Annotated in this window: 12 protein-coding genes, 2 tRNA genes, 2 rRNA genes and 1 other annotated feature; of the genes, 4 read left to right on the top strand and 12 right to left on the bottom strand. The window is 54.1% G+C overall.

Annotation, left to right across the window (positions count from 1 at the left end; all coding sequences use genetic code 11):
* Window positions 1–34: 34 nt before the first annotated feature.
* Window positions 35–1795, bottom strand: a complete 1761-nt coding sequence (gene mutL / locus HYS22_01565) for a DNA mismatch repair endonuclease MutL (protein MBI1908842.1) — start codon at window positions 1793–1795, stop codon at window positions 35–37.
* 54 nt (window positions 1796–1849) lie between these two features.
* Between mutL and HYS22_01560 the strand changes: the two genes are divergently transcribed.
* From HYS22_01560 to HYS22_01550, 3 genes are all read left to right on the top strand, one after another.
* Entirely contained in the window at window positions 1850–3829 is a 1980-nt protein-coding gene (locus HYS22_01560; GenBank protein MBI1908841.1) for a 1-acyl-sn-glycerol-3-phosphate acyltransferase, read from the top strand.
* A gap of 176 nt (window positions 3830–4005) precedes the next feature.
* The gene (locus tag HYS22_01555; protein MBI1908840.1) at window positions 4006–5163 is read left to right on the top strand and encodes a thiolase family protein; all 1158 of its coding nucleotides are present in this window, start codon (window positions 4006–4008) and stop codon (window positions 5161–5163) included.
* 17 nt (window positions 5164–5180) lie between these two features.
* Window positions 5181–5942: a class I SAM-dependent methyltransferase gene (locus HYS22_01550; protein ID MBI1908839.1), complete on the top strand. Its 762-nt coding sequence runs from the start codon at window positions 5181–5183 to the stop codon at window positions 5940–5942.
* On the opposite strand, the gene HYS22_01545 is transcribed toward HYS22_01550, so the two are convergent.
* Together HYS22_01545 and HYS22_01540 are read right to left on the bottom strand one after the other, a co-directional pair.
* A complete protein-coding gene (locus HYS22_01545; GenBank protein MBI1908838.1) occupies window positions 5939–6622 on the bottom strand; it encodes a transposase in 684 nt (227 codons plus the stop codon). The genes HYS22_01550 and HYS22_01545 overlap by 4 nt on opposite strands.
* A gap of 149 nt (window positions 6623–6771) precedes the next feature.
* Entirely contained in the window at window positions 6772–11376 is a 4605-nt protein-coding gene (locus tag HYS22_01540; protein ID MBI1908837.1) for a hypothetical protein, read from the bottom strand.
* 218 nt (window positions 11377–11594) lie between these two features.
* Between HYS22_01540 and HYS22_01535 the strand changes: the two genes are divergently transcribed.
* Window positions 11595–11984, top strand: a complete 390-nt coding sequence (locus HYS22_01535) for a hypothetical protein (GenBank protein MBI1908836.1) — start codon at window positions 11595–11597, stop codon at window positions 11982–11984.
* A 5-nt stretch (window positions 11985–11989) separates the two neighbouring features.
* Here the strand turns inward: HYS22_01535 and HYS22_01530 are convergent, their stop codons facing one another.
* From HYS22_01530 to HYS22_01490, 9 genes are all read right to left on the bottom strand, one after another.
* Window positions 11990–13318: a hypothetical protein gene (locus tag HYS22_01530; GenBank protein ID MBI1908835.1), complete on the bottom strand. Its 1329-nt coding sequence runs from the start codon at window positions 13316–13318 to the stop codon at window positions 11990–11992.
* 8 nt (window positions 13319–13326) lie between these two features.
* Window positions 13327–20379, bottom strand: a complete 7053-nt coding sequence (locus HYS22_01525; protein MBI1908834.1) for a hypothetical protein — start codon at window positions 20377–20379, stop codon at window positions 13327–13329.
* A 123-nt stretch (window positions 20380–20502) separates the two neighbouring features.
* Window positions 20503–21792, bottom strand: coding sequence for an amino acid permease (locus tag HYS22_01520; protein ID MBI1908833.1), 1290 nt, complete (start codon window positions 21790–21792; stop codon window positions 20503–20505).
* A 73-nt stretch (window positions 21793–21865) separates the two neighbouring features.
* A complete protein-coding gene (locus tag HYS22_01515; protein ID MBI1908832.1) occupies window positions 21866–22303 on the bottom strand; it encodes a type II toxin-antitoxin system death-on-curing family toxin in 438 nt (145 codons plus the stop codon).
* On the bottom strand, window positions 22300–22566 hold the full coding sequence (locus HYS22_01510) for a helix-turn-helix domain-containing protein (GenBank protein ID MBI1908831.1): 267 nt from the start codon (window positions 22564–22566) through the stop codon (window positions 22300–22302). The genes HYS22_01515 and HYS22_01510 overlap by 4 nt, the downstream gene beginning before the upstream one ends.
* A gap of 169 nt (window positions 22567–22735) precedes the next feature.
* Window positions 22736–22852 (bottom strand): 5S ribosomal RNA (gene rrf, locus HYS22_01505).
* A 60-nt stretch (window positions 22853–22912) separates the two neighbouring features.
* A 23S ribosomal RNA gene (locus tag HYS22_01500) occupies window positions 22913–25914 on the bottom strand.
* Between the two features lie 202 nt (window positions 25915–26116).
* A tRNA-Ala gene (locus HYS22_01495) sits at window positions 26117–26189 on the bottom strand.
* Between the two features lie 13 nt (window positions 26190–26202).
* Window positions 26203–26275 (bottom strand) — tRNA-Ile (locus tag HYS22_01490).
* A 185-nt stretch (window positions 26276–26460) separates the two neighbouring features.
* Window positions 26461–26871 (bottom strand) — a sequence feature (possible 16S ribosomal RNA but 16S or 23S rRNA prediction is too short).
* Between the last annotated feature and the right edge of the window lie 53 nt (window positions 26872–26924).

Below are 26924 nucleotides of genomic sequence, written 5' to 3'. Positions count from 1 at the left end.
GACTCGAACATGGTGAGCCAAGTCGAACCATGAATCAGAGTCTCCTCCGAAACCCTTTTTCAAGCTCTTTCCACGAAATCTCAATCCCGACCGGTCGGCCATGCGGGCAGTTGGAAGAAAAGGGGATCCCTTCCAGGTCCCGAAGGAGGGCCTGAATCTCGAGAGACGACAAACGATCCCCTGCCCTCACCTGACGGTGGCAGGCGATCCTCTCCAGTACTTCGTGGAACTTCTCTTGAAGCGGGGTCAGTTTTTCAAAGGTCGCAATCTCAGCGACCAGATCCTGGATCAGTGCCGGGTAATCAGCCCCGTTCAGAAGCGCCGGAATGGCACGGATCACAAAGGTGTTGCCACCAAAAAAATCGACATCCAACCCGAAGGTGTGAAGCTCGTCCGAATATTTTTTCAGGAGGGCGGTTTCGGATGGTGCCAGGTCGATATTCTCCGGGATCAGGAGTCTTTGGCTTTCGATCCCCTTGGGTGAACCACCCTTGGGTGAATCACCCTTGGGTGAACCACCCTGGCCCTCGTACTGTTTTTTGAGTTTTTCAAAACCGATCCGTTCGTGTGCGGCATGCTGGTCGATCAAGACAAGATTGTCGGCCGATTCACAGACAAGATAGGTCCCATGAACCTGCCCAATCACCTGAAGGGAACCGTAAGCGGTTTGGGTGAAGTGAAATTGAGTCCCCCTCCCTTGATGGGAGGGGATTAAGGGGAGGGTGACCGCGGGGTCAGACCTCTCCCCGCCTTCGGCACCCCTCTCCTTACTAAGGAGAGGGGTCAGGGGTGAGGTCTGCCACGGCCTCTCGCTCAATTTTTTCCGAATCACCTCCCGCACTCCGTCATGCACCACCGAGCCATTGGCAAACCGGACCTCTGCCTTGGTCGGGTGGACATTCACGTCCACCTGTCCTGGAGGGATCTGAAGATAGAGAACCGCCCAGGGGAAACGCCCCTTCATCAAAAGGTTTTCATAGGAAGAGAGGACTGCATGCTGGAGGGTCCTGTCCTTCACATAGCGGCCGTTCACGAAAAAGAAGAGGGAACGGGTCGTCGAGGAATTTAATTCCGGCGAGGAACAGTACCCTGAAATCTCCAGGGAGGAGACGGTCCCCTGGAATGGAAAAAGAGATCCGGCAATTTCCTCACCCAGCAACGAACGGATCCTCTCCTCCAGAGATTCCCCCCGTTTCAAGGTGAGTTCCTCGCGGCCGTCACGACGAAAAACAAAGGCAGTCTCCGGGTACGAAAGGGCATACGCCTCCAGAACATTCTTGATATGAAGCGCCTCCGTCTCCGGCGATTTTAAAAATTTCAGGCGGGCCGGCGTATTGTAAAAAAGTTGTCGAACCTGGATCCTTGTTCCGGCAGGCAAAGAGGCTTTTCCCTCCCTGGTGGTTTGTCCCCCTTCCAGCTCGATAAAATTTCCGACCTCTTCTCCCTCCTTGCGGCTTTCAATCCTCAAGAAAGAAATAGCCGCAATCGCGGCGAGGGCCTCTCCCCGAAATCCGAGAGACCGGATGGCAAAGAGGTCTTTTTCGTCATGGATCTTGCTTGTGGCATGGCGTTGAACCGCCAACCCCAGATCTTCCGCCGACATTCCGCCGCCATTATCCCCTACAAAAATGAGGGATCGCCCCCCTTTTTCCACCTCCACCGAAATCTCCGTCGCCCCGGCATCGAGGGCATTTTCCACCAGTTCCTTCACGACAGAAGAAGGCCTCTCCACAACCTCACCGGCGGCGATTTTGGAAATGAGGGAATCCGAAAGAAGCTGGATTGCGGAGGGCATGGTGAAGCGATATTTTATTGCCACGGTATCGTCAATAAGATACGGTTCACCACCATGGACGAAAGCCGCTCTTTCTGGGAAAAGGTGGGGGTAAAGATCTATCAGTCAGCCCGCCAGACCTTATCCTTCCTGGCGCATCTCCCCGGCAAGTTCCTGTTTGGCATTGAAAACTACCTCAGGAGCCGGATGAGGGAGATCCCCGGCCCTCCACCGGAGTCCCGGCATAAAGTCGTTGAAAAACTGCTCCAAGACCCCTCTCTCCAAACAACACTGCAACAATATTCCCAGGAAACCGGCTTTTCTCCGGTGGAAATGGAAAAGAAGGTGGCGGATCATTTAAGAGAGATCGCCTCTGAGCTCAACTACCTTTCCTTTCCCCTCTGGGACATCCTCCTCAGCTGGGTCTTCAACAAGATCTATGAAGGACTGAATGTGGATGAAGAAGGGATCGAGCGACTGCGGAACAAGGTGGGAAAGGCCCCGATCCTTTTCATCCCGAACCATCGGAGCCATACCGACTATCTCCTCCTTTCCTACATCTTTTACTACCGGAGGCTCCCGATGCCGCTTGTCTGCGGCGGCATCAACCTTAACTTCTGGCCGATCGGACCGATTTTCAGGCGGGGCGGCGCTTTTTTCATCCGGAGGTCTTTCGAAGGATACAAACTCTACTCCGCCGCCCTCAAGGCCTACATCAAGTATATCATCTCTGAAAACGCCCTGATCGAATTATTTATCGAAGGGACCCGGAGCCGGACCGGAAAATTGCTGCGCCCCCGGATGGGAATCCTCTCCTATGTGATTCAGGCCTATTTGGAAGGGGCGGCACCGGACGTTATTCTGGTCCCCACCTCTTTCACCTATGAATCGGTCCTCGAAGAAAAGAGTTACATCCGCGAACAGGAAGGGGGGAGCAAAAAGGATGAAAATGTCAGCAGTCTTTTTTCTCTCCGCCAATACTTGAAGAGAAGAACCGGTAAGGTCTACATCCAGTTTTCCGAGCCGCTCTCGCTGAAAGAACTGGCCGAAGAGATCGGCACCGAGGACAGGAAGAACCTGACGGAACAGGTCGCCCTGCAGGTCACTTACGGCATCAACAAGGTGACCGTCGCCACCGCTACCGCCCTGACGGCGATGGCCCTCTTGAGCCACCACCAAAAGGCGGTCCCGGCCTCCTCTATCGAAGAGAAGATCGATTTTTATATCCGGTACCTCGCCACCAAGGGTGATCCACCCAAGGGTGATTCACCCAAGGTTGCTTCACCCACGGGATGCCGGCTCTCCGAACCGTTGCTAAAAAATAGAAAAGGGGCCGTTCGTGAGGCGTTGAACAAATACCTCAATGCCGGCATGATCCGTCAGTACCACGACGAAGAAGGGACCTTTTACGTGGTGGAGGAACTGCGGCGACCGCTCCTTGATTACTACAAAAACAGCTCCATCCATTTTTTCATCTCCCTTTCCTGTCTTTCCACCATCCTCTGCACGATCGGGAAAAACCAGCTTCTCTTGAGTGATGTGGAAAAGGAGTTCCGTTCCCTGCAGGAGATGTTCCGCCACGAATTTACCTTCAGCCGCCGCCACCCGATCAAGGACCATCTGGAAAAAGTTCTGGTTTTCTTTGAAAAGGAAGAGTGGCTCAAGGTTGCCGATAATCAGGTAACACTCACGGAAACCGGTTCCAGGGCGATCGAACCGATGAGCCGGATCCTGCAAAATTATTTTGAATCGTACTTCATTGCCTGGAAGGGGTTGAACGGTTTTTTTGGGAAAACGGTGGAGGAAAAGGAACTGGTCAACTATTTGAGGGGCAAAGGGCTTCTTCTCCTTCTCAAGGAGAAGGTAAAATACCGTGAATCGCTCTCTGCCTTCAATCTTAGAAACGCCCTGTCATTTTTCAAGGATCTGGGGATTATCGAGGAGATCCACCCGCCATTTAAAAAGAAGTTTCAGCATTTTCTGCATATTAAAAAGGAAGAGAAGCGGTATGAGACGCTTGGGGTGCGATTATCAAAATACATTACCATACATTAATATTCACAGGGTTATCCACAGTTGTGGATAATTTTTTTGCCTTCTTTTTGTGCATTTCGCTCTCGCACCTGTGAAGTCGGTTTCTCAAAGAGGGAGTTATGGTTTAGAGATGAAGTTGTCCACAGAATCCGGGGAAAATTCCCTCCCCTTAAGGTAAGGGGAGGTTAGGAGGGGATATGAGTGAAGAAGCCTACATTATCGATGCCGTTCGTACCCCGAGGGGGAAAAGAAACGGTTCGCTTTCTCTCGTCCACCCGATTGATTTGGCCGCCGCTCCGATTCGGGCGCTGGTTGAAAGGACAAGAATAGATCCTAAGACGATTGATGACGTGATTTACGGCTGTGTCTCCCAGCGGGGAGAGCAGGATAACGTGATCGGACGCGAAGCGGTCCTTGCGGCGGGGCTCCCGATTGAGGTCCCCGGTTACACGGTAAACCGTTTTTGCGGTTCCGGCCTGAATGCCGTGATGGCGGCCTCTCATGCCGTCATGGCGGGGCAGGAGGATTTGGTGATTGCCGGTGGGGTGGAACATATGACCCGTGTCCCGATGGTGATTGAGTTCAAGATGGAAGGGTCGGAACTGGACAAGAGATTTCCCAACATGGTCTCGCAGGGGATCTCGGCCGAGATGATCGCGGACCGCTATCATTTTTCCCGTCGGGCCCTGGATGAATATTCCGCTGAATCCCAAAGGCGGGCCGGTCAGGCCTGGGAAGAGAGGCATTTTGCCAAGGGAATCATTCCGATCAAGGCCAAGACCCAAGATGGGAAAGAGTTCCTGTTTGAAAAGGATGAACATATGCGGCCGCAGACCACAGCGGACTCCCTCGCCAACCTCAAACCGGTCTTCAAGCCGGATGGAGTGATCCATGCCGGTAACTCTTCAGGGATTGTTGACGGGGCCGGGGCTATTCTCCTCGCTTCTGAAAAAGCGGTCAAAAAGAACGGGCTCAAATCGCGCGGCCGGGTTCTCGCTACCGCCCAGGTCGGGGATGACCCGATCCTGATGCTCTTGGGACCGATCCCTTGCACCCGCAAGGTTTTGCAAAAAGCGGGGCTTTCCCTAAAACAGGTTGATCTCTACGAGGTCAATGAGGCGTTTGCCCCGGTCCCGATGGCCTGGCTCCATGATTTGAAAACCGAAGGGGCCGATTGGAAAAAGTTAAACGTAAATGGTGGCGCGATTGCCTTGGGTCACCCGATCGGGGCGACCGGGGCGATGCTGGTCGGAACAGTTTTGGATGAACTCGAACGGACCGACAAACGATACGGCCTTGTTACTTTGTGTACCGGTCTCGGGATGGCCGTCGCGACCCTCATCGAAAGGCTGTAAAAGGTACCGGGTACCTTTTGGCCAAATGGTACCAGGTACCCAAGTTTATGGATGCCTCTTTGTGGGACAGAATCATCGGCCAATACAAAGGCGATCCCTACCGCCGCCTTGTAATGCTCCCTACCATTCTTGGCCTCCTACCCAGTATCCGCGGCAAGAAAGTCCTCGATATTGGGACAGGCAATGGTTTTCTCATCCCGCATCTTTTGAGAAAGAAACCGCGAATAGTCGTTGGGATTGACAAATCAAGTGAGTTGTTGAGCATCGCCAAAACAAGATTACCCCAAAACGTTAGGCTCATTCAGGGAGATATCACCAAAAAATTTGTTCTGGACGAGACTCCTTTTGATGTTGCCATCTGCAATTTTGTCCTCAATGAAATCGAAAATCTGTTTGTAGCCTGTAAAAATATTGCGAGACAGTTCCACAAGAATTCTACCCTGATTGTTGGGGTCCTTCACCCCTTTTACAGTCTTGGTCAATATTTAAGGGCTGGGAACAAAACCGTCAAAGATTTTGAGAGGTACTTTTCAGAGAAAAAAATCACTGAAATTTATAGAAATAGTAGAGAATCAATCCGGCTAGAGAACTTTTCTAGGCCGTTATCGGCTTATATCAATGCCTTATTAGAGGCTGGATTCATTATCGAGAAGACTATCGAACCACAAACTCCCTTTCGGGTGGTGAGAGAGAATCCTTGTTACAAACCTTATAAAGACCTACCAGTTTCTTTCTACTTCTTGCTTCGACTCCATCGGTACCCGGTACCTTTTAGCTAAAAGGTACCGGGTACCTTTCTAAGAACCTCAAAGATAAGATCTGTCACAATTTTTTCCTTCAAACCTTTAAATTGACGAGATCCTGGTTTTAACGGGCCAGAAAAGAACTTTTTTTCTTCATCAAGCCTAAGACCAGCCTCTAAACAACCAAGCATCTTATAGATTACCTCTCTTTTTCGCTGATGAGAACCCAATCCGAGATATGAAGGAAGCGGTGTTATAAGATTATTTGGTTCTCCAAAGGCATAAAACCTATACGAACTCCACAACCAATCCCCCATTCCTTTTACAATCCCTGCCCTGAGAGGGTTCCTATCTATATATCTCATGCAAGTTAAGGCATAAAGATCATCATCGATAACAATACTTTTGAACCGATCTCTCCAAAAATGACCCTTACGATTCCTCCTTTTGTTATATTTCTTAGCAAAGGGAAGATGTGCCGCATGAATGATCTTATCAATACCACAACCGTTCCTCGTCGTCACAATAAGATGAACATGATTACTCATAAGAACGTAACTGTTTAATTCAAATTTATGCTGCTCCATAGCGTCAGATAACGATTGAAGGTACCCTCTAAAATCCTCTTTTTCCTTAAAAAGGAACTCTTCGTTATTGCATCTCGCTATAACGTGATAACTAATGTCAGTTCCTATAACCCGATGAGGTCTCGGCATGCCCCATATCAAAGCAAATAACGTGCCACATACAGGACCCCATAATTTCTAATAGGCTGACTGAACCGTTCGATTTTGAAACTGTGGGTACGAATTTCGTACCATTCGGTACCTGGCACCTTTCGGCCAAAAGGTACCCGGTACCTTTTCTAAGGAATGAGGGGGAACTGCAGAACACGCCCCAGCTCGGCGCCCCGGGTGGTTTCGCCGCGGAGTTCGCGGGCCCCTCGTTCCAAGCCAAGGCCGGGGTGAAACGGTTCGCCACGAACCTGTTCCAGAAGTAAAACTCTTGCCCCCTCAAGTCCGATCGTCTCGAACGGAATCCCCCTCTCCTCCAAAAAGCGGGTCACCGCCGCCCGAGGATCAGAAGCCTGCTCCACAATGACGCGATCTTCAGGGGGAAGAAGATCGATAACCCCGGCAATCGGCTCATCAGGAAAAGCCAATTCGGCAGTGCTGATCGAAGGGGTTGGTTCAAGACAAACGGCGCCAAATGTGGGGTAAGAAACAACCCCGGAAGAACCACCCAAGGCCTGCGGCCCCTCCCCTCTCCTCCGATCCTGACCCAAACCCCGGCCCCCGCCAACAAAACCATGGTCCGCTCTTCGGCCCCTCCCTCCCCGACGCCGGCGATTGGGAGGGCCATCAGGACCAGGCCAATCTCCCTTGTCAAAAGTGGAGGCGATCCGTCCTGCCTTGGTGATTGCCGCCCCCTCATTCCGTTCGGTCAGGCAGTTTCCCGCAATCGTGCCGGCGTAAGTCTGCCAGCCATTCTCCCAGGCCCACCGATAAACGGCATCATAATTATCCAACATCTTCCGCGCCGCCCCAATCGGATCCCTGAAAGAAAAAGACTTGTCGGCCACCGACTGCGCCGTTTGCCTATCCCGCCCCCCCTTATACCTCTTGGCAAAGGTCAAGACCCGATCATACCCCCTCAAGAAGGCATGAGTCCTTCTGACCGCCGCCTCTTTAAGACCGGCCGGATTTTTGACCGATCCCGCAGTCATCGCCTCCTTTGCCGCCGTCGGGGCGATATGTTCATAACGCCGGGAACGATAGTTCGTGGCAAACCTTAAAGCAGAGTCATACGCCTCCAGATACGCCTTGATCACCTGACGGATCCGTCTCTTGTCTTCCTTCCATTGCAGTCTGGCCGTTGCCTTTTTCTCGCCAGCAACCATGATGCAAAGACCGGCCAGTGTCCCCTTGAGGTGGGCATATGAACCGCCACGGTACCTTTCTACAAACCGCTCGGCATACTGATAACGGTTGAGTGAACGCCCCGCCTTGGCCACCGCTGCCTCTTCGTCTTCAGCAATAAAAGACGACTGGGCCATGGTTTCCTCGAATCCTACAAACTGGGCGCCGCGACGACGAACAAAGGTCAAGACCGCCTGGTAATTTTTCAGGAGTTGTTCGGCACGGGTAACAGGATCCGGCGAGCCGAAGGCGCCGCTGGCGATTGACCTGGCAATAAAACCGTACCGCCCCCCTTCAATACTCCTGACGTAGGCCTCTGCCGCTTCGCGGGCCCCTTTGAGTTCCGCCGCCCTCTTCTTGATTTGATGGGGATCCGGTTCCCGAATCGCAATGTTCAGGATAATGGAACCGTATTGCTCCCTCAAGCGCAGTATCTCCGACGCTGAAATCTTTCTCAAGACGCCACAATGGGCCAAAGTCGCAAGGTCTTGACCCCCCAGGATCCCAATCTCGATCGCTACCAAACGACCCAGGTTTTCAATAACACCTCTTTGGCTCAAAACGTAAGGACGGACGATACGAACAACCTTGTTAAGAATCAGTCTGGCCGCTTCTTGTCTCACCGTCCGGTCCAACGGTGTCCCCAGGTTGGTCGCGATGGCCCGGTCGAAAGAATCAAAGGAGCGTCTCACGGTTTCCTGCCTGTCGCCCGGCATGGAACCGGTCGGTTCCGGGGTGGAACGGATCACCAGGAGGATCTCTCTCGCAACAACCCCCGGTGAGGACGGCCTGTCCCCCCCGCCTCCGGAAATTCCTCCCGCACGGGGAAGCCGCCGACGGTTGCCGGCAAGGCCGGCCGGTCGTCGTGCCGGATGACTGATACTGCGGCCAACCCCCGGTCTCGGTCCAGAACTTTCCCTCTCCAGGCGGGGCATTGACCGATGCAAACCACCGGGACGCCATTGAGAGGGAACTGCCAAGGCTGGAAGAGCCCCGCGCGCGACCGGTGTAAAATCGCCCCCGTCATCCGGTGGAGGGGTTATCTCCCGGCGCGAAGGCCCCAATGACCCGGTTCGTGGGTCGGCACTGACCCCTGATCGAACCAGGGGAGAACGAATTTCTCTCGCCCTTCCCGGCGAAAGAGGGACAACAACTGAAACTTTCTCATCTCCTACCCCCATCACAGCTTGGGCATACTGACGGACGGCCCTGTTCAGCTCGCTGGAAAGGACGGCATAAACAAGCCCTTCTTTCAGGGATTCAATCCAGAATGGATCTGTCTCAGGATCCAATGCGGCCCGGTAGGTCTCTCTGACCACCTCGGCCACCGCCAGAGCGGCGCCGGGACCCAAACGGACCCGGGCGTCGTGGTACCAGCCAGAAAACCAGTTGCGCACCGACACGGAGACTTCCCCTTCCGGCTCCGCCAAAGATTCCAAAGCGGCGTTGTACCTTTCCGCTTCGATATCTGCTTCCACAGCGACACCGAAAGGGGAATTCAGAATAATGTTATCGGATTCGGCCCAAGGGACGAGGGTCGTAAACATTTTCTGATCGGCCGCGGTTTGAGCCACCAACGCTTCATCAACCGGTGAACCGTTAATAGAGAGCTGGGCGCGGACCATCGCCTCCCGAGCCTCTTTCAGACGTCCGAGAACTTCCTCGGTCCAAGGAGGATGATCGGCATAATAGGTTTTCACACCGCGCGAGACTGAACCGACGACCCCTTTGGAAACAGCCACCGGTGCTACTGGTTTCTTCCAAAAGGCACGGTGACGATCCCCAACCAGACGCCCCCGCTCCTTCATCTGCCTCAGATCAGAAACCGCCTGATCCAGAACCCGGAGGACCGGAGGGTAATTCAGCACACCTTCCGCCTCATGTACCTCTTCGGCAAGGGTGATATCCCCCTGCCGGTAGGCATAAACATCCGGCAGATTGATCACCACGTCCAGCATGGCATTGATACCGATCTTGGCAGTCGTTTCCGCAATCCACCGGTCGAGCCACTCCTGGACAACCGATTCCCTCATCCCGGTTCTTTCGACCAGGTCGTGTTTCACACTCCGGAGCATCTCATCAATCTCGTCGGCATCATCAATCGGTGGGATTCCGAACGGAGAGTCAAGCAGTTCCAAGGGACGTCTCGGCGCCCACGGCACGAAACGGGCATAATCCCCCGATTGCGCCGCCACCGCCAGAAATGCCGGATCTTTCGCCAGGGCGTCAACAATCTCCCCAAATTTTCCCTTCTCCGCCGCCTGCCTCACCTCCACCTCTATTGATTTTTCAAAAATGAATTGAGGCCGGTAAACCGCCCCCGCACCGGTCATTTCGACCAGCCGCTGGGCCCCGACCAGTTCAGCCACCAGCACGATATTTCCCGGCGTCGGGTTATCACGGATATCCATCAGATGCGCCCGGAGCATCAGGACACGGGCAAAATGGACCCTTTCCTGATCCCCCGGATCAATGGAACCATCCACAATGCCGGCTTCTTCAGGATCTATTTCATCGGTAACGGTTACCAAGGAAGGGTCGGCCGGTTTGAAGGCAGGATGGGCTTCAATCCCGACAACGGGGGCCACCCTTTCCGCCTCCGGAAATTTGGTGGCATAGATCTCTCCGGCCATCAGCTCCAGGCTGACCGCCAGCATCTGAAATCGCCGGGCCGGGAGGAGTTTCTCCTCCAGCTCCGGGTCGCTGACAAAGTAGCGAGCTCCATAGTAGTCGGGGAGGTGACGGAGGAGCCAAACCGCAAGCCCGCTCCCAAAACGGAACCGGTTATATTCAAACCATCGACGAACCCTCTCCCGAACCTTGCCATCCGTTTCTGTTTCTATCTCTCCCGGTCCGGCGGTGAATCTCCCAACAACGGAATCAAAGACTCCCTCCTGGGCCTTTTCCGGAACTGGGGAACTGTTGAACGGAGAGGCGAGGATCAGTCCGTTTGACGGGGTCCAAGGAACCAGGGAAAGAAACAGTCGGGTATCCTTGTCGGCGGCGATCCGGTGGATCACCCGGTTGTCTTCCAGGATTTCGTCAATAAACCGGGCAAAACCGACGGCCCCTCCCTTCTCCACCTCAGTATGGACCGCCATCGCTTGATCGGTGGTAGACTCCTGGTCAAAATAGCGGGTCTGGACAAGGAGGTTCGCCACCAGACGGATATTTTCCGGGCTAAAGGCGCCGCGGAAACTGTCCAGCTGGAAACGAAGCATCACCTCGCGGGACGCAGCAAGACGTCGGTTGAGTGATTCTGCTTCACCGGAGGGATTGGCAATCGCTGTCACCTGTCTCGGAACGGTTCCTGAAAAACGGGGGGTAACGAGTCCTATAACCGGAGCGAGTGGAGGTTCCCGTGTAAAATGAGAGCGCCCAAAAGTGGTCGCAACAGTGGCCTCTTCCGCCCCATCAGAACAAACCGGCCCGTCTTGCGTCGCCTCAGGCGAGGCAGGCCCGTCTTGACCGACATCGGGTGTGAAATCGGCAGGAACGAAGGGAGTCGGTCTGCCTCCCAAACCAATTTTTGGATCTCTGGGGTCCCCCATAGCAATATAAAATTCTCTTTCTATTATCGATAGTTAATATAACTAGTTGCTGTAATAATTGAATAAAGTGGATAATTTGGTGCCTGGCACCAGCAGGCCCTTTTGTGCCAGGTACGCTTATAACCAATTGATTTTTAAGTATTTTATCTGCTGACAAAAAAGGATTGCCAAACTGATAAAAAGGAGTAGAAGCCGCCTTATCTATAAAGGAGGTGTTTATGGCCAAGATCGTCAAGGAGCTCTCGGCCCATTGCCCCAACAAGGTCGGCACCTTTGCCAAGGCCTGTGGGGCGATCAAGGAGGCCAACGTCAACATTGAGGCGGCCTGTGCCTGGGGTGAAAAACAGGATGCGGTCTTCCACATTGTGACCGCCAACAACACCAGGGCGAAAGAGGCGCTGGAAAAGGCCGGCTTCCAGGTGGAGGAAAATGAGGTTGTTATGGCGGACCTCGCCTTCCGGGTCGGGTCGCTCGCCGAGGCCTCTCAAAGACTGGCCGGGGCCGGCATCGATGTGAATTATTGCTACTGCTCCACCGGAGAGACAGCCTCGACAGCCCACGGTATCTTTAATACAAAAGATAACAAGAAGGCGGCCGGGCTGGTTTAGGACTCTTAAGGGGCCAGGAGGCGAAGGGTCTCTGCCCTTTCAGGGGCCCGGTCGATCTCGACCAGTCGTCTCTCGCCAAACCTGGGAGAAGAAAGCCGGCCCGCCCCTGCAGTCAACCGGTCGATCACCACCGCCACAGAAAAAGGATCTCCTGCCCCTTGATCAGTGAGCAAGACGGAGAGCTCTCGGGCCGCGACCTCATACTCCGGCCGCCCCATCATCACTGCGAGGGGTAACACCACCGACGGATCGGCAAAAGGCGTTGCTATTGAGGGAGTTGAGGGTGTACCCGGTACCGAGGAGGTCCCCTCCACAGGAGGCGGACTGGAGGGGTTGCCAGACGGCTCGTTAAACGGAGGAACCGAATCGGCATGAATCCCGTTTTCCGCCAAAAACTCCCTGAAATCCATTCCCGTATAGGTTTTTTGAAAAAACCGGGACGCTTCTTCATAAGAGGCAATCTTGATCGGAAGGATAAAATCGGTCAAAAGACGCCGATGCGGGGGGACCCACCGCAGAACCAGTTCCGCATAGCGACGCCGATCGGAAGGGGTCATCGGCGAATGAGGTAGAACCAGCCATTCGGCCGCCTGCCCGGTATTCAATGGTTTGATTTTGAAGGTCACGAAGGCCGGCCGGATCCCGACATCCCTTTCGACCCAGCCGAGCCATTCCTGTTGTCTTGCCGGGGACCAGTAACCGTTCGCCCCCATCAGGATGATCTTTCCCCCATCCTCCACAAATGTCCTGAGGCCGGAGGCAAAATCGCCGTAATCCTCCCAATCCTTCGGGTCAATCACCGCCTCGTCGATAATCAGAACTCCCCGGTGCCGCGGAACAGAGAAATGATCCGGAATCGTACCTTCTGCACTCAACTCATCAAGATCAATAAGGCCTATCGCCTGACCCTGTCCTTTCAAACGCGGGGCAATCTGGTACCGCGCCACAACCGTCTTCCCCACCCCCGGAAAACCGAGGGCGGCAACAATCGAAGAACCCTGATCCAGGAGACGCAAAATTTCTTCTCTTTCACCCTGACGGTGATCGTCCAAAGAGACCGGTTCCGGGTCGGCAGGGATTGACTCCAGCTCCCCTCCATCCTGAGAAACGAACCGGTACTCCAAACCGGAGACGAGTCGGAAGAGACGATTCGGATTTTCAGGACCACCGCTTCCTCCCCCACCCATCACCTTGACAAGTTGGGCATCAGGGGCCGGTTCGGATGAGAATGAATCGGGAGCCGATGAAGCTGGTGATGCAGAAGAATCGTCGGAACTGCTGGGAGGCAAGGCCACTCTGGGACAACAGGAATTAACTGGATTGCATTGGGACATTGCTCTTTCTACCGGATTTTTACTTCTCGAAGGAGATCTCTCCCTCTTTCACCATCACGCCTGACAGCCTCCGTCGGAAGGAGCCGACCCTCACCAACAGAGGTCATCTGGCGAACACCCACTGTTAACCGTTCGACAACTACGTCTTGAGAAAAAGAGGCGCCGGGGATGGCCGAACGATCCACCAGTAATGCGGAAAGTTCACGAGCCGCCATGGCTAAAGGATCAACCCCGGCCAACAATGGCGGGAGAGGGGCGAGATCGACACCAACAACAGATTGATCCGTCCCAAGCGCTTGTGACACGAGCCGTCTCTCAAACGCATCCCGGTACTCCGGTCCCATCCGCTCGGCCAGCACCATCATCAAGGCAGGATCGGCCGGCGACAGGCTAACCGAAGAGGCCAGATCAGTAACAGGATAACGCTTACGCAGACTTTCCCCTGCCAGAACCCGGCTCCGGCGACGCCATCCTTGACGCCATCTTTTGTCAAAAACCAATCTTTGGCGGTTCGGATCATCCCTGTGTCCTTCAGGAATTTCTTCCACCGGTTCCAGGGCCTCCAAATCCTCCAATCCAGCCGGGTAACGAAGAACCGTTCGTCCATTAAGGGTCATTTCCTGAACCGGCTCCAGTGTTTCTCCACGCGCGAGACGGTCAAAGAGATCGGCAACCGCCCATTCCGGATTGGCAAAACAAAAAGCGAGCCGGAGATTATCCCTGAGGATTGCCCTCTCCCTTTCTGTCGCTGTCCCGGCAACAAGTTCCCGCGAGAAACCACGGACCGCCCTCAAGAAATAGGGATTGTACAACTCCTCCGTCAAGGCGGTCATCAGGTCCGACCTTTCATCGTCCGGAAGGGTCCAGGCGAGGAGATCATGCAGTTCTGTCCGATCCTTCTCGCCCCACAAAGGAGGGACGATCAAAGGATCAAGAGGTCCTTCGGTAAAGGCTTTTTCCAAGACCATCGAAGGGGCCCGCTCGCGAACGACCGCAACAACCACTTCTCTTTCTGTCCTGGAAGAAACGAGACCCCCAAACCGGTCTATCACGGCCACATCAATCTCTTGAAAAAGGGTTCCGGAGGGGACCGGTTGATGAAAACCGTCGAGCCAACGGGCAACAACCACTTCTGTGCCGACTCTTACCGCCTCTTGCTTCATAGAGCGGGGGGCTCGTTCCCCCAAGAGGGTCGGGGCCCTTTGCTCCAGGATTGGGAGGACAACAGTCTCCCAGGCCTCGTCAACATCAATCGCCCTGATCTTAATTTCTAGACCTGCCGGCGACCCTCTGAGGGCGGCCTTCAACGCCCTTACAGTCATCGCACGTCTTGGACCTCTGTTCCATTGATCAAGGTAATGGTTCAGACGACGGGCCACTTCGGCATCCCTCTCTTCAGGCCTCCGATCAACAACAGGGGGGAGCGAACTCAGTCCAGCATAACGCCGGAGCCCTGTCGCCACCTCCTCTGCGGTGAGGCCAGAAAGATCGGAACCCTCTTCGTAACCCAACAGTTCTCGCAAAGGGGCCAAGACATATCGTTCCAATGTCTCTCTTTCAAAAAAAACTGGTTCACCCTCGCGATGCGCGACATAGGCCTGTCTAAAGGCGGGAGACTCCGCCGCATAAATGACCGCCAACGCCAGTCCCCTTTCCACGCCATCCGCAATAATCGGGGCCATACTTTCGATATCTTCGTTATCCAACGAACCCCTTCTCTGAATCACCTGGATAAGTTGTCTGACGGTGGCGGGGTGTGACTGGACATCATCGTAAACATCGAGGCGGTTGGCAAAAAGAGATCTCACCTCACCACCATGCTGGAGCCGCCAGATAAACTGCCACGGGTGACCGGCTGTCCCCTCCACAGAGGGAGGTCTGGGGATATCAATCTGGGCGAGTAGGCGCGAAAGGGGATCCGCCCCATGTTCCCGGGCGAGGGTCACCAACCGGCCGAGATCGGACCAACGTTCCAGACTCCCGGCGCGAAGTTGAAAATGCCCATTGAGTGCCACCGTAAACCCTTCTCTCATCAATGCCTCGTGGGTCTGGCGACGGGCCTCCCGGACCTCCCGGATTACCCTTACCCATGTCGCCCGATCCAGCCCCTCGAGATCGCGCGGGTCCGAGATGGGACGATCGAGGAGGACGGCGATCGGGAGAAAAAGCGCCATCTCCAGATAGGCAGGGTCCCAGACAAGCTGGATCCTTCTTTCAAAATCAGGCTCCTCCCAAGTAACTCGATTTTTCAGGGATGCCGGTTCACGCGCGTACCGTTCAGCGACCGCCCGGACAATCGGCAAACTTTTCTCCAGATCATCCAGGATCTCTGTCTCAGGAAACCGATCCAATCCCCCCAGAAAAAAATGGTCCAAACGGGACTGGACCGTCAATAGCTCAAAGGCGAGACGGCTATAGAGAAAGGCCCGTGCCTCCTCTGTTGGCGCCGCATCGAGCGCCGAAAGGGCCCAGGGAACAGGATCGCTTCCAAGAAGGAGAGGCCCGGGGACCGGGGAAGAACGGGAGGGATGGGGGGAAACGATTGCCGCCTGAAAAGGACCCGACCGATCGCGAACCAGACAGGAAACCTTCTGACGAGGGTGCGTCAGGCGGAGAACCCTCTCGTCCGACCCATAGTCTCTCAGGACGGAAAAACCGTGAGAGCCGGCCTTCTTTTCTTCAAAGGCATCCGTCACGACGGTTCCACCCTGATTCAGATTCAAGACAAGATTCCTTTCAGCCGTGTCCAAAAGGGTCGCCCCCAGAACTTGGCCCCCCTCCCCTGCCTGAATTTCACGCCGCAGGTGCGGCTTGACCAGACTAAAGTCGACAAGATCGTACCCGGTACCGGGTAACGGCTCAAGCACCGACCGACGGTGGAAATGAATTCTATCCAAAACCTCCCGCGGCAGTCTCACTTCGTAGACGACTGTTGCGCCCTGAGGGAGTCTACCCAGATGCTCGGCGGTGACATCACGAGCCTGGGGACCAAAAACCGTCTGAATATAGTCACGCGAGACGCCGGCATGATCCGCCACCAGAAAGCGGTGGGATTCGACCGCCGCGAGGGCCCGGAAGTAGGCCTCAACCTCCCCGTTCGGATCGACGACATCGATCGCGTAGTCTAAACCATGGTTCGCCATCAGCGCCGCCAGTTCCAGGACGTTGATCGCCTCCTTCCTTTCCTGCAACAAGGGACGGTAACCGGCAACATGACTCATGAAGGGAACCGCTTCGTTAATCGGAAAATCAAGACCGGCCCCAACAACCAGCGCCCGAACCCTGCCGGTCCGGGATTCCGGGCCCCACTGTGCCGCCGCCGCCAAAAACGACTTCCAATGACGCCCAAAAGAGGTGTGGTGTTCGCTGGAACCGGACCGAAAGGGACGATCCAACTGGGCTAAGTGGGCCGTCAGATCTTCCCGTTCCGTCGCGGACAAGATCGGATAACGAACCCCCGTCTCCACCGGGAGATCCCGGAAAAGGGCCCGTGTCGCGACGACATCGGCCGATTCCTCCGGCGGCGGGGGGGGATTGGCCGCCGCCAGTGCACGGTTTTTTCCCTGAACCACTGTAAAGGCCCGGACCAGCATCGCTCCATCAACATCCCGGAGGTCAACACTCGCCTGTTCCGTCTCTTCAAAAAGTCTTCGGAGGGGGGCCCCCACGGAGGATTCAACTTCTTCCCAAAGTCGTCTCGTGGTTGTCCGGGCCCTGTAGGCCGACTTGACCGCTTCCGGCTCACCGGCAAAAAGCTCAGCAACAACAAGCGTTCCCGGCAAGGGAGCGTCTATACCGTCGGCCAAATCTTTCGGGGTAGTGAAACTGTCACCAAGGTTGGGAACATCGGCAAGGCTGGTCATGACAGCAACAACAAGCCCATGAACGTTGCCATAAGCCTGGGCCCTGGCAGACGGATTATCGGCATGTGCCAAGGCATGAAGGACCTGTTGCGGCGTCTGTGGAGAGCCCCCTTCAACAACGGCCATTGATGGATCCATTTCAATCTGCCCGAGAACCCGACCGACAAGATCGTTTTCAACACCGGCCTCCTTGGCCGTTGCCACCAGTCTTCGGAAATCACCCCAGGTCTGAAAGTTTTCTGCAATAAGGCGATTGCCGACAAGGAGTGGCCGCTCCCCCTCACGAAGGGCCACCATTGCCTCCGCCGCCGGGATATCTTCGGGAAGAGTGGTGACGGTGATCCCTGAACGGGCCCAGCCGGAACGGTTTTTTGGATCTCTCATCAATCCATAAAAGTAATCCCTCGCCTCCGAAAAACTATGAATCGGTGTTGCCCTGTTAAAATCGGGCGGTCTCAAACTAAAATGTTTCACGGGGCGCAGGTACGGCGGGAGATACCGAAGGACAAGATCGGTATAGGCCTCCTTGTCGGCACCGGAGAGAAGAGTACCCTCGGTCAGGAGGTCCCGGGCCTGATGGGAATTGAGCGGCTTCACATCAAAAGGGACGTTGAGTAACCGAACCCCCTTTGCCTGCTGGACCCACCCCATCTCTTCGACTTGTGTTTCGGGCGTCGTATTCCCACCAGCCCCCATCAAAATGATACGGCCCCCCGCCGCGAGATACCGTCCGATAACCTTGGCTACTGGTCCTGTTCGCCCCCACTGTTCTTTCGGGATTGCCGCCTCATCCAGAACAACCACGTGGGGAGGGACCAACCAATGTTGTGCCTGCACCCCCTCATGGTCAACAAGACGAACCAGATTCTTAAATTCCCAATGCAAACTTGAAAATCCGGCCGCGTCCAGGGCAGACTCGAGCTCGGTCACAGAAGTACGCGTCTTCCGCGTACCGGGGTAACCGGTGAGCGTCACCAGATTGGCCGTATTATCCCGAAAGGCGGCAACAATTCGCCCCACTTCTTGCCCACGGTATTCGGCGAGCCCTTTATCTTCCGTATCGGGGGGAAGAAAACGAAGGTCTCTTCCATCATCCAGCTGGAAAGAATATCGGGCGCCGGAAGAAAGAGTCAACCGATTGGCAGGGGAACCCTCTGACTCCGGAAAAAGATCCTTCCACGAGAGATCAACCCCCAAGGTAAGCGTGTGTTCAATGACCGCCTCAGGGATATCCCCTTGATAGGTGGTCCGTTCTACCGGACCGACTGCGTCGAGCCAGTCGGAGGGGATCAACCCTTCTCGCGCGGCACGAATCAGCGTAGCCATCCTGTGTTGGCCGTCGATGACAAACTGCCGGCCGGAGGGGAGTCTCAACACCTTAACCGATTGTTCATGCCCCGCAACATCCGGCAGGGCAAAAAAGCGACCGATCACCCTTTCACGATCAGCTCCCTCACCCTCTTCCACAACAATTCTGCGCAAGGCCGCATACTTCTCATCGACAATCCCCTTTCGATGACGAGGGTCCGGATTGTAATCGGCCAGGGAATGGATCGGAACAACCTCGTCAATGGAAACAACCGTTGTCTCTGGGACACTACCGGAAAGCAACTGAATGAATAAATTGGACCGCATAAGATTTTGATGGTCATTGTCGATAACATAGGGGGAAATCCCAAATTCAGGACTTTCCCCAGAGGCGGTCGAGACCCCTTCGGTAAAGGAATCCCTGCCGACAACACGGGCCGCCGCAGGATCCAACATTTTGAGGATCTTCCACGCCAGATAGGAGTTAGTCGGGTCCGGGTCTTTCATGCCGAGAGCCACAATCCTCAGGACCGGGTCGTCTCCCAAGGATTGTTGTCTCAAGAGATCTTTACGGACGATCTCGTGGGTCAGGGCCAGGACATAGTACCGCATGTCCGGATTGGAACCACGGGACATAATATCCTGACAGCGATTCCAGACAGGGTCCATAAAAGTTGCCGCCTCAGTAGGATCCACCATAGAAAGGTTGGTGACCGTACTTTCAAGGCCTAGTCGTGAAAAATAGGTGGAAAGGACAATCTGCCCCCCGCTTCTGAAATTCTCTTCAAACCGCATCCCCCCGATAACGGCAAAAGCGGTGTCCGAATGAAAATCGGGATCCTCCCGTGTGAGACGCACGAATTCGTCAACCACGGGGGTGTCCAGAATTCTCAGATCGGCAAGGACAAGCTGTCGAAGCGCTACCGGATTGTTGCGTACCAGAAGGAGTTTTGGCAAAAGTTCGTCACCACCCCCTCCCCCGGATCCGGCTGGTGGAGGATCGGGTGGAGGCGTCACTGGCGGTGCGGAAGGTGCTGTGTGACCTTCATAGCTGGCGGCCAGTTTGCGGGAGAGTTCGTCCCAATCTTCAAACACGGAGGATTCGACAGGGGGGATTTCATGGGCCTTCCCGACCTGCCGTGGCGTCACAACTTGAACCGCAGCTCTAAATTCATCCGAAATAGCCGGATCATCAAGATCAAACCGGACGTCATCCTCCATATCATCCAGGACAATAACGTTAAATCTGCTCGGATCAACACCGTGTGCCCTGAATTCACGTTCTTGTTCCCCGCCATTGGGAATAAATTTGGCAACACTCAAATCACCGGCTAACTTGGGATAAAGTCCTCTCAAACTCTGATAGGTCGGTCTTCCTACCGCTCTTGCACTCGCTTGTGCCTCACGCACCTCAGCCGCTCGTGTCGGCCAGCGTCCATCCAGCTCTTCTGGATCCACCAATTCATCCGGATAAACCCCAAAGAGGTAAATCCCGGAAACATTCGGGTCCGCCTGCATGAGAGACAAGAGATCAACCGCGCGACGCGTGGTATCGAGAACCCCGTTAAAATCGAGCAAGACAACGGTCGGCTTGGAAGGATCAATCTTTAGATTGCGAACCGGGTGTTCCCCAGAACTGCTCCCGCCCGATTCCGAAGTGGGTCTCCTGACAACACCGGCCTGTGGATGACCTCCCGATCGCAATTGTAACAGGGCCAGGTCAGCTCTCGGGAGCAATTCAAAACTGCCCCCGCCAGAACTCAAACTCATTCTGGAATCGGCCTTTTTTCCCGTATCCGGCCTGTCCGGAAAAGAGGCGTTTGGTTCATCAGAGGGGTCGGTTTCTCCGGGGCGACGCGGGCAAGATTGGCTGATCGGATCGCAAGACATAGGCTTACCTGTTTTATCGGGTGAGAATAGGGAAAGTTGCTAGAGAATCAGGGGTTTAGGAAGGTGCCTGGCACCAAAGGGGGGGCTGGTGCCAGGCACGCATGGAACCTATTGATAAATAAATTAAAACATGAACCGGCGCATGGAGAGGCTCAACAGAAAACCGATCCCAAAGAGGATCCCCACCCGGAGGTAGGCTTCATGGGGGGCCTGTGTGATCATAAAGGCGGAAATCAGTATCCCCAAAAAGGGAACAACCAGGGGGATTCGAAAAAGCCGGGTCTCGGAATCCGGTTTGTCCCCACGGATCCGGATCACCAGCAAAGAAAGGTGCACGATAATAAACATGCTGAGCATGATGACACTGGTGGTTTGCCCCAGGATTTTGAGCGAACCGGAAAGGGCGAGAACAAGGGTCAGGAAAAAAACGGTGATGACAGCAACAACCGGCGTCTGACGACGGGAAGAAACAAGAGAGAAGCTTCGGAAAATCCAGCCCTCACGGGACATCCCGTAGAGGAGACGGGAAGCCATGATCATGTTGGCCAAGGCAGTGTTGGTGAGGGAAAAAAGGGCCAGGGTGGCTATGACCTTGGGCGAAAAAAATGGGATAATCTTGGAGGCGACCAGGGCGAGCGGGGCCTTCGATTCCCCCAGTTCCGGGATGGAAACAACCGAAACCACGGTCAAGGCGATCCCGATGTAAATCAACGACGAAATAGAAACCGCCAGAAGGATCGCCTTCGGAACCGTTTTCTCCGGATCGATCACCTCTTCCGAAACATTACAGATATCCTCAAAACCGACCGCCGCATAAAAAGCCAAAATGGAGGCGGCGCCGATCCCCTCCAGGGTCTCCCGGCTCAGAAAACCCTCCCCTCCCCGGCCCACGAGAAAATTTCCCTCCCCCCAATGCCCCCAGCCAAAGGCGATAATGAGAAGCAACCCTCCCGCCTCCGCAAGGACACAAAGGATGTTAAAATTGGAAGATTCCGCGATGCCGCGCCAATTGATGAAGGTGAGAAAGGAAAGAAAAAAAACAATCGCCAGTCCCCGTGGCACCTCCCACAAGGTGGAAAGATAGCCGTGAAAGGCGTTCGCCACGGCCGCCGAGGAAACAAGACCCGACATCAAAACGATAAAACCAACCACAAAAGGAATCGAATGACGACGGAAGGCCCTGCCGGCAAAAACAGAGACCCCACCGCTTTTAGGGTAACGACTGGTTAGCTCGGCATAAGAAAGGGCGGTCGGCAGGATTGAGAGGCCGGCAAAGAGAAAGGCAAACCAGGCTAGCCCCCCGGCCTCCCAAGCAACCTTCCCCACGAGGGCATAAATGCCGGCCCCCAGGATATCCCCCACTCCGTAAAAGGTCAGCTTGGGAAGATTAAGATGCCGCTTGAGTTCAGTCACAAATCAGACCTAATGTAATTCGGCCCTTGGTGCAAATAAAAAACCCTTCACCTCAGGCGGGGGTTTTTCAATTTTAATCTGGCAACCTCTTACCTTTAACTACCAGATATTTTGCGATTATCTGTTTTATCCCTTGAACAGCGGCCTCTTTCATCTCGGCGGGACTCTGGGCCACAAACATCGCCACTTGATACAGGGTATCCGGGTGCATTGACAGCCAGCGGTTGTTAAGATCTAAAAATACAAAGAGTGAGGTAACGGCTATTCTTTTATTTCCATTCTGGAACGGATGATTCTTGATCATCAGGTAAAAAAGAATAGCGGCCTTGTCCACCAATAAGGGATAGAGATCCTTCCCCCCATAAGTTTGGAGGGGCGCTTTCAGAGAACTTTCGAGTTTTCCGGGAAACCTTGTTGTAAAATCAGGAATCGGTTCATCCCAGCTCATCACCTGACGTGCCAAGCGATGAGCCAGCTGTTCCACATGCTCCAGAGTCAATTCTCTCATCACTCATGACCCAGGCGACGGATCACATCGCCGTATTGCCGAATCACCCTTTCCACCGCCTTCTCTACATTCTTTTTCTCAGATTCGGTAATAGGCCGATGAATCCCGGGAAGTGAACCCTCTTTGATCATGTAAGAACGCCCAACTTTATGGGCCAAGAGTTCTCCCCTCTTGATTTTGCGCACCACTTCCATACGACTAATCCCCAGCCTCTGGGCCACCTGAGAGGTGCTCATCCATTTCATTTTCATTGGATTGTCATTCATGATTGGATCATAGAACAGTTGTAACAAGTATTCAAGATCAAGTTACAATTGTAACCTAATAATTATCCGTGTTACGTGTAACTATTTGATATTAAATAAAAAACCCCGACCTTCTTTCGAAGATCGGGGTTTTCCGCCAAAGGCGGGCCCGCCTCTGGCGGGAATTTTAATCTGGCAACGTCCTACTCTCCCTAAGGTTAAGACCTTAAGTACCATCGGCCCTGAGGGACTTAACTACCGGGTTCGGAATGGGACCGGGTGTGACCCCCTCGGTATGGTCACCAGAAGATTCAAAATAAGTAGTAGAGAATGATCAAGCACTAAAAACGATCATGACATCATAAAAATATGGTCAAGCCGCTCGACCGATTAGTACGGATCGGCTGAATCCCTTGCGGGACTTACACCTTCCGCCTATCAACGTCGTAGTCTACAACGGGTCTTAGTCCCGTATTGCTACGGGACGGGAGATCTTATCTTGAGGTCAGTTTCCCGCTTAGATGCTTTCAGCGGTTATCTGATCCAGACCTAGCTACCCAGCCTTTGCCCTTGGCAGAACAACTGGTGCACTAGAGGTCTGTCCATCCCGGTCCTCTCGTACTAGGGACAGCGCCTCGCAAATCTCCTGCGCCTGCGAAAGATAGGGACCGAACTGTCTCACGACGTTCTGAACCCAGCTCGCGTACCGCTTTAATGGGCGAACAGCCCAACCCTTGGGACCTACTTCAGCCCCAGGATGCGATGGGCCGACATCGAGGTGCCAAACAATGCCGTCGATGTGAACTCTCGGGCATCATCAGCCTGTTATCCCCGGCGTACCTTTTATCCGTTGAGCGATGGCCTTTCCATGCAGGACCACCGGATCACTAAAGCCTGGTTTCCCATCTGCTCGACTTGTAGGTCTCGCAGTTAAGCCTCCTTATGCTTTTGCACTCGACGGCTGGTTTCCAATCAGCCTGAGGAGACCTTCGCGCGCCTCCGTTACTCTTTAGGAGGCGACCGCCCCAGTCAAACTACCCGCCAGACAGTGTCCTTCACCTGGATTCACAGGTTGAAGTTAGAATTCCAGAATAATCAGGGTGGTATTTCAAGGTTGGCTCCACCCTACCCAGAAGCAGGGTCTCAAAGCCTCCCACCTATCCTACGCAGATTGCCCCGAAATTCACTGTCAAGGTATAGTAAAGGTGCACAGGGTCTTTCCGTCTTTTCGCAGGGAGACCGCATCAGCACGGCCATTACAATTTCGCTGAGTCGCCAGCCGAGACAGCGTGCCTGTCATTACGCCATTCGTGCAGGTCGGAACTTACCCGACAAGGAATTTCGCTACCTTAGGACCGTTATAGTTACGGCCGCCGTTTACCGGGGCTTCGGTTCAAGGCTTCTCCTTCGATTGCTCGAAGGATGACCTCTTGCCTTAACCTTCCGGCACCGGGCAGGCGTCAGACCCTATACATCGTCTTGGGAGACTTAGCAGAGTCCTGTGTTTTTGATAAACAGTTGCAGGCACCGTTTCACTGCGATCTCGCTTCGCTCGGGGGGTAAACCCCTCCACAAGGCGAGACACACCTTCTTCCGAAGTTACGGTGTTAGATTGCAGAGTTCCTTAGCTAGCGTTCTCTCACGCGCCTTGGTATTTTCTACCCACCTACGTGTGTCCGATTACGGTACGGTCACTTAAAGGATTATCGGCGAGGCTTTTCTTGGAAGCGTGGAATCAGTCACTTCATTGCCTTACGGCAACTCGTCATCACCTCTCGGAGTTAACGACCTGGTGGACTTGCCTGCCAGATCCCCCTACAGGTTTAAACCGGCACAACCAATCGCCGGATGACCTATCCTTCTCCGTCCCCTCTCCGCGTAACACCCCTTCAGTGGTGCTGGAATATTAACCAGCTCTCCATCGCCTACGCCTTTCGGCCTCGACTTAGGACCGACTAACCCTGGGCGGACGAACCTTCCCCAGGAAACCTTGGGTTTACGGCGAGTGGCATTCTCAGCCACTTATTCGCTACTCATGTCAGCATAATCTCTTCTCGGGCCTCCAGTCGTCCTCGCGGTCGACCTTCACAGGCAACGAGAATGCTCCCCTACCACTCCCCTTCACCCGAAGGTGAAGAAAAGTTCGTGGCTTCGGTAAGACACTTAGCCCCGTTACATTTTCGGCGCAGATTGGCTCGACCAGTGAGCTGTTACGCTTTCTTTAAAGGATGGCTGCTTCTAAGCCAACCTCCTGGCTGTTTTAGCCCTTCCACATCCTTTCCCACTGAGTGTCTATTTAGGGACCTTAGCCGACGATCTGGGCTTTTTCCCTCTCGACCACGGATCTTCTCACCCGTAGTCTGCCTCCCATGGTTTCACGAATGGTATTCGAAGTTTAATTGGATTTGGTATCCCTTTCGGGACCCTAGTCCATTCAGTGCTCTACCCCCACTCGCTACCGCATGAGGCTATACCTCAATATATTTCGGGGAGAACCAGCTATCTCCAAGTTTGATTAGCCTTTCACTCCTACCCTCAGCTCATCCCAAGACTTTTCAACGTCTAGAGGTTCGGACCTCCATGCCGCTTTCGCGACACTTCATCCTGACCAAGGGTAGATCACTTGGTTTCGGGTCTACTCCCACCAACTTTATTTCGCCCTTTTAAGACTCGCTTTCGCTACGGCTCCTCCCCTGAAGGGATTAACCTTGCTGGTGAAAGTAACTCACTGACTCATTATGCAAAAGGCACGCAGTTAGGCGTAACTGCCTTGCGGCAGTCATAGCCCTTCCACTGTTTGTAGGCATACGGTTTCAGGTTCTTTTAACTCCCCACCTGGGGTTCTTTTCACCTTTCCCTCACGGTACTAGTTCACTATCGGTCGAAGGTTTGTATTTAGCCTTAGGAAATGGTCTTCCTGGATTCCCACAGGATTTCTCGTGTCCCGTGGTACTTGGGATACCGCTAGGGCCTCCTTGAATTTCACTTACGGGGCTATCACCCTCTATGGCCGGACTTTCCAGACCGTTCAGTTATTCTCAAAGGTCCCACGTTGCGGTCCCGCAACCCCGTTTCATCTTGCGACAAAACGGTTTAGGCTCTTCCGATTTCGCTCGCCGCTACTTTCGGAATCGAATTTCTTTCTCTTCCTCCAGGTACTGAGATGTTTCAGTTCCCTGGGTTTGCTCCCTGGCCCTATGTATTCAGACCAGGGTGTTGAGGCATGACCCCCAACGGGTTTCCCCATTCGGAAATCCCCGGATCAAAGCCTGTTTAGCGGCTCCCCGAGGCTTATCGCAGCTAACAACGTCCTTCATCGCCATCCTTCGCCAAGGCATCCACCGTACGCCCTTAGTAGCTTGACCATATTTTCATAAGGTCATGATATTTACGTGCGTTTGAAACGCTTTGGTTCTCGTACTTGATGCATTCTCCATGTACTACTTATTTAGTTTTCAAAGATCGATTCGCTCGCACTGGCCAAGCCAGATGCTCGCTATAGTCAGGTGGAGATACCACTCTCCCCCTGAAACCCCCATCTGGGGGACAAAACATTCTCGCGCCGCCTGTGTGGAGCTGACCGGGATCGAACCGGTGACCTCCGCATTGCAAATGCGGCGCTCTCCCAGCTGAGCTACAGCCCCGTTTGATATCGTGTGGGCCTGAATGGATTTGAACCATTGACCCCACGCTTATCAAGCGTGTGCTCTAACCGCTGAGCTACAGGCCCGAAAATTTCCGGCAGGAAATTTTCCCCGAAAAACGAAGAACGTGAACGAATCTGCCGGAAATTTCGTTCTTCGCAGATCGTTCATCGTTATTCGAGCCTTATTCTCTCAAAGAACTTTTCCCCCACTCCTTCAAAACCAGGTAGTCAAGACAAGTCGTATGGTTTGACCTAATTAAGGTTATACACCTTAGAAAGGAGGTGATCCAGCCACAGGTTCCCCTACGGCTACCTTGTTACGACTTCACCCCAATCATGGATCATACCTTGAACGGCTGCCCCCTTGCGGTTAGCTCACCGGCTTCTGGTATAGTCCACTTTCGTGGTGTGACGGGCGGTGTGTACAAGGCCCGGGAACGTATTCACCGCGGCGTTCTGATCCGCGATTACTAGCGATTCCAACTTCATGCAGTCGAGTTTCAGACTGCAATCCGAACTGAGAGTACTTTTTTGGGATTAGCTCCCCCTCGCGGGTTGGCAACCCTTTATGGTACCCATTGTAGCACGTGTGTGGCCCTGGGCATAAAGGCCATGAGGACTTGACGTCATCCCCACCTTCCTCCCCCTTAACGGAGGCAGTCCCCCTTGAGTGCGCCCCGCTCATTCTCGAAGAGGCTCCGGTTACTGCGAGTCTGCCCATTGTATTTTTGGC

It is taken from the genome of Deltaproteobacteria bacterium (genome assembly GCA_016177765.1).
Taxonomy (GTDB): Bacteria; UBA10199; UBA10199; order JACPAL01; family JACOUP01; genus JACOUP01.
Note: the sequence above shows the minus strand (reverse complement) of the source record. Positions and strands in the feature narration are given on the sequence as shown.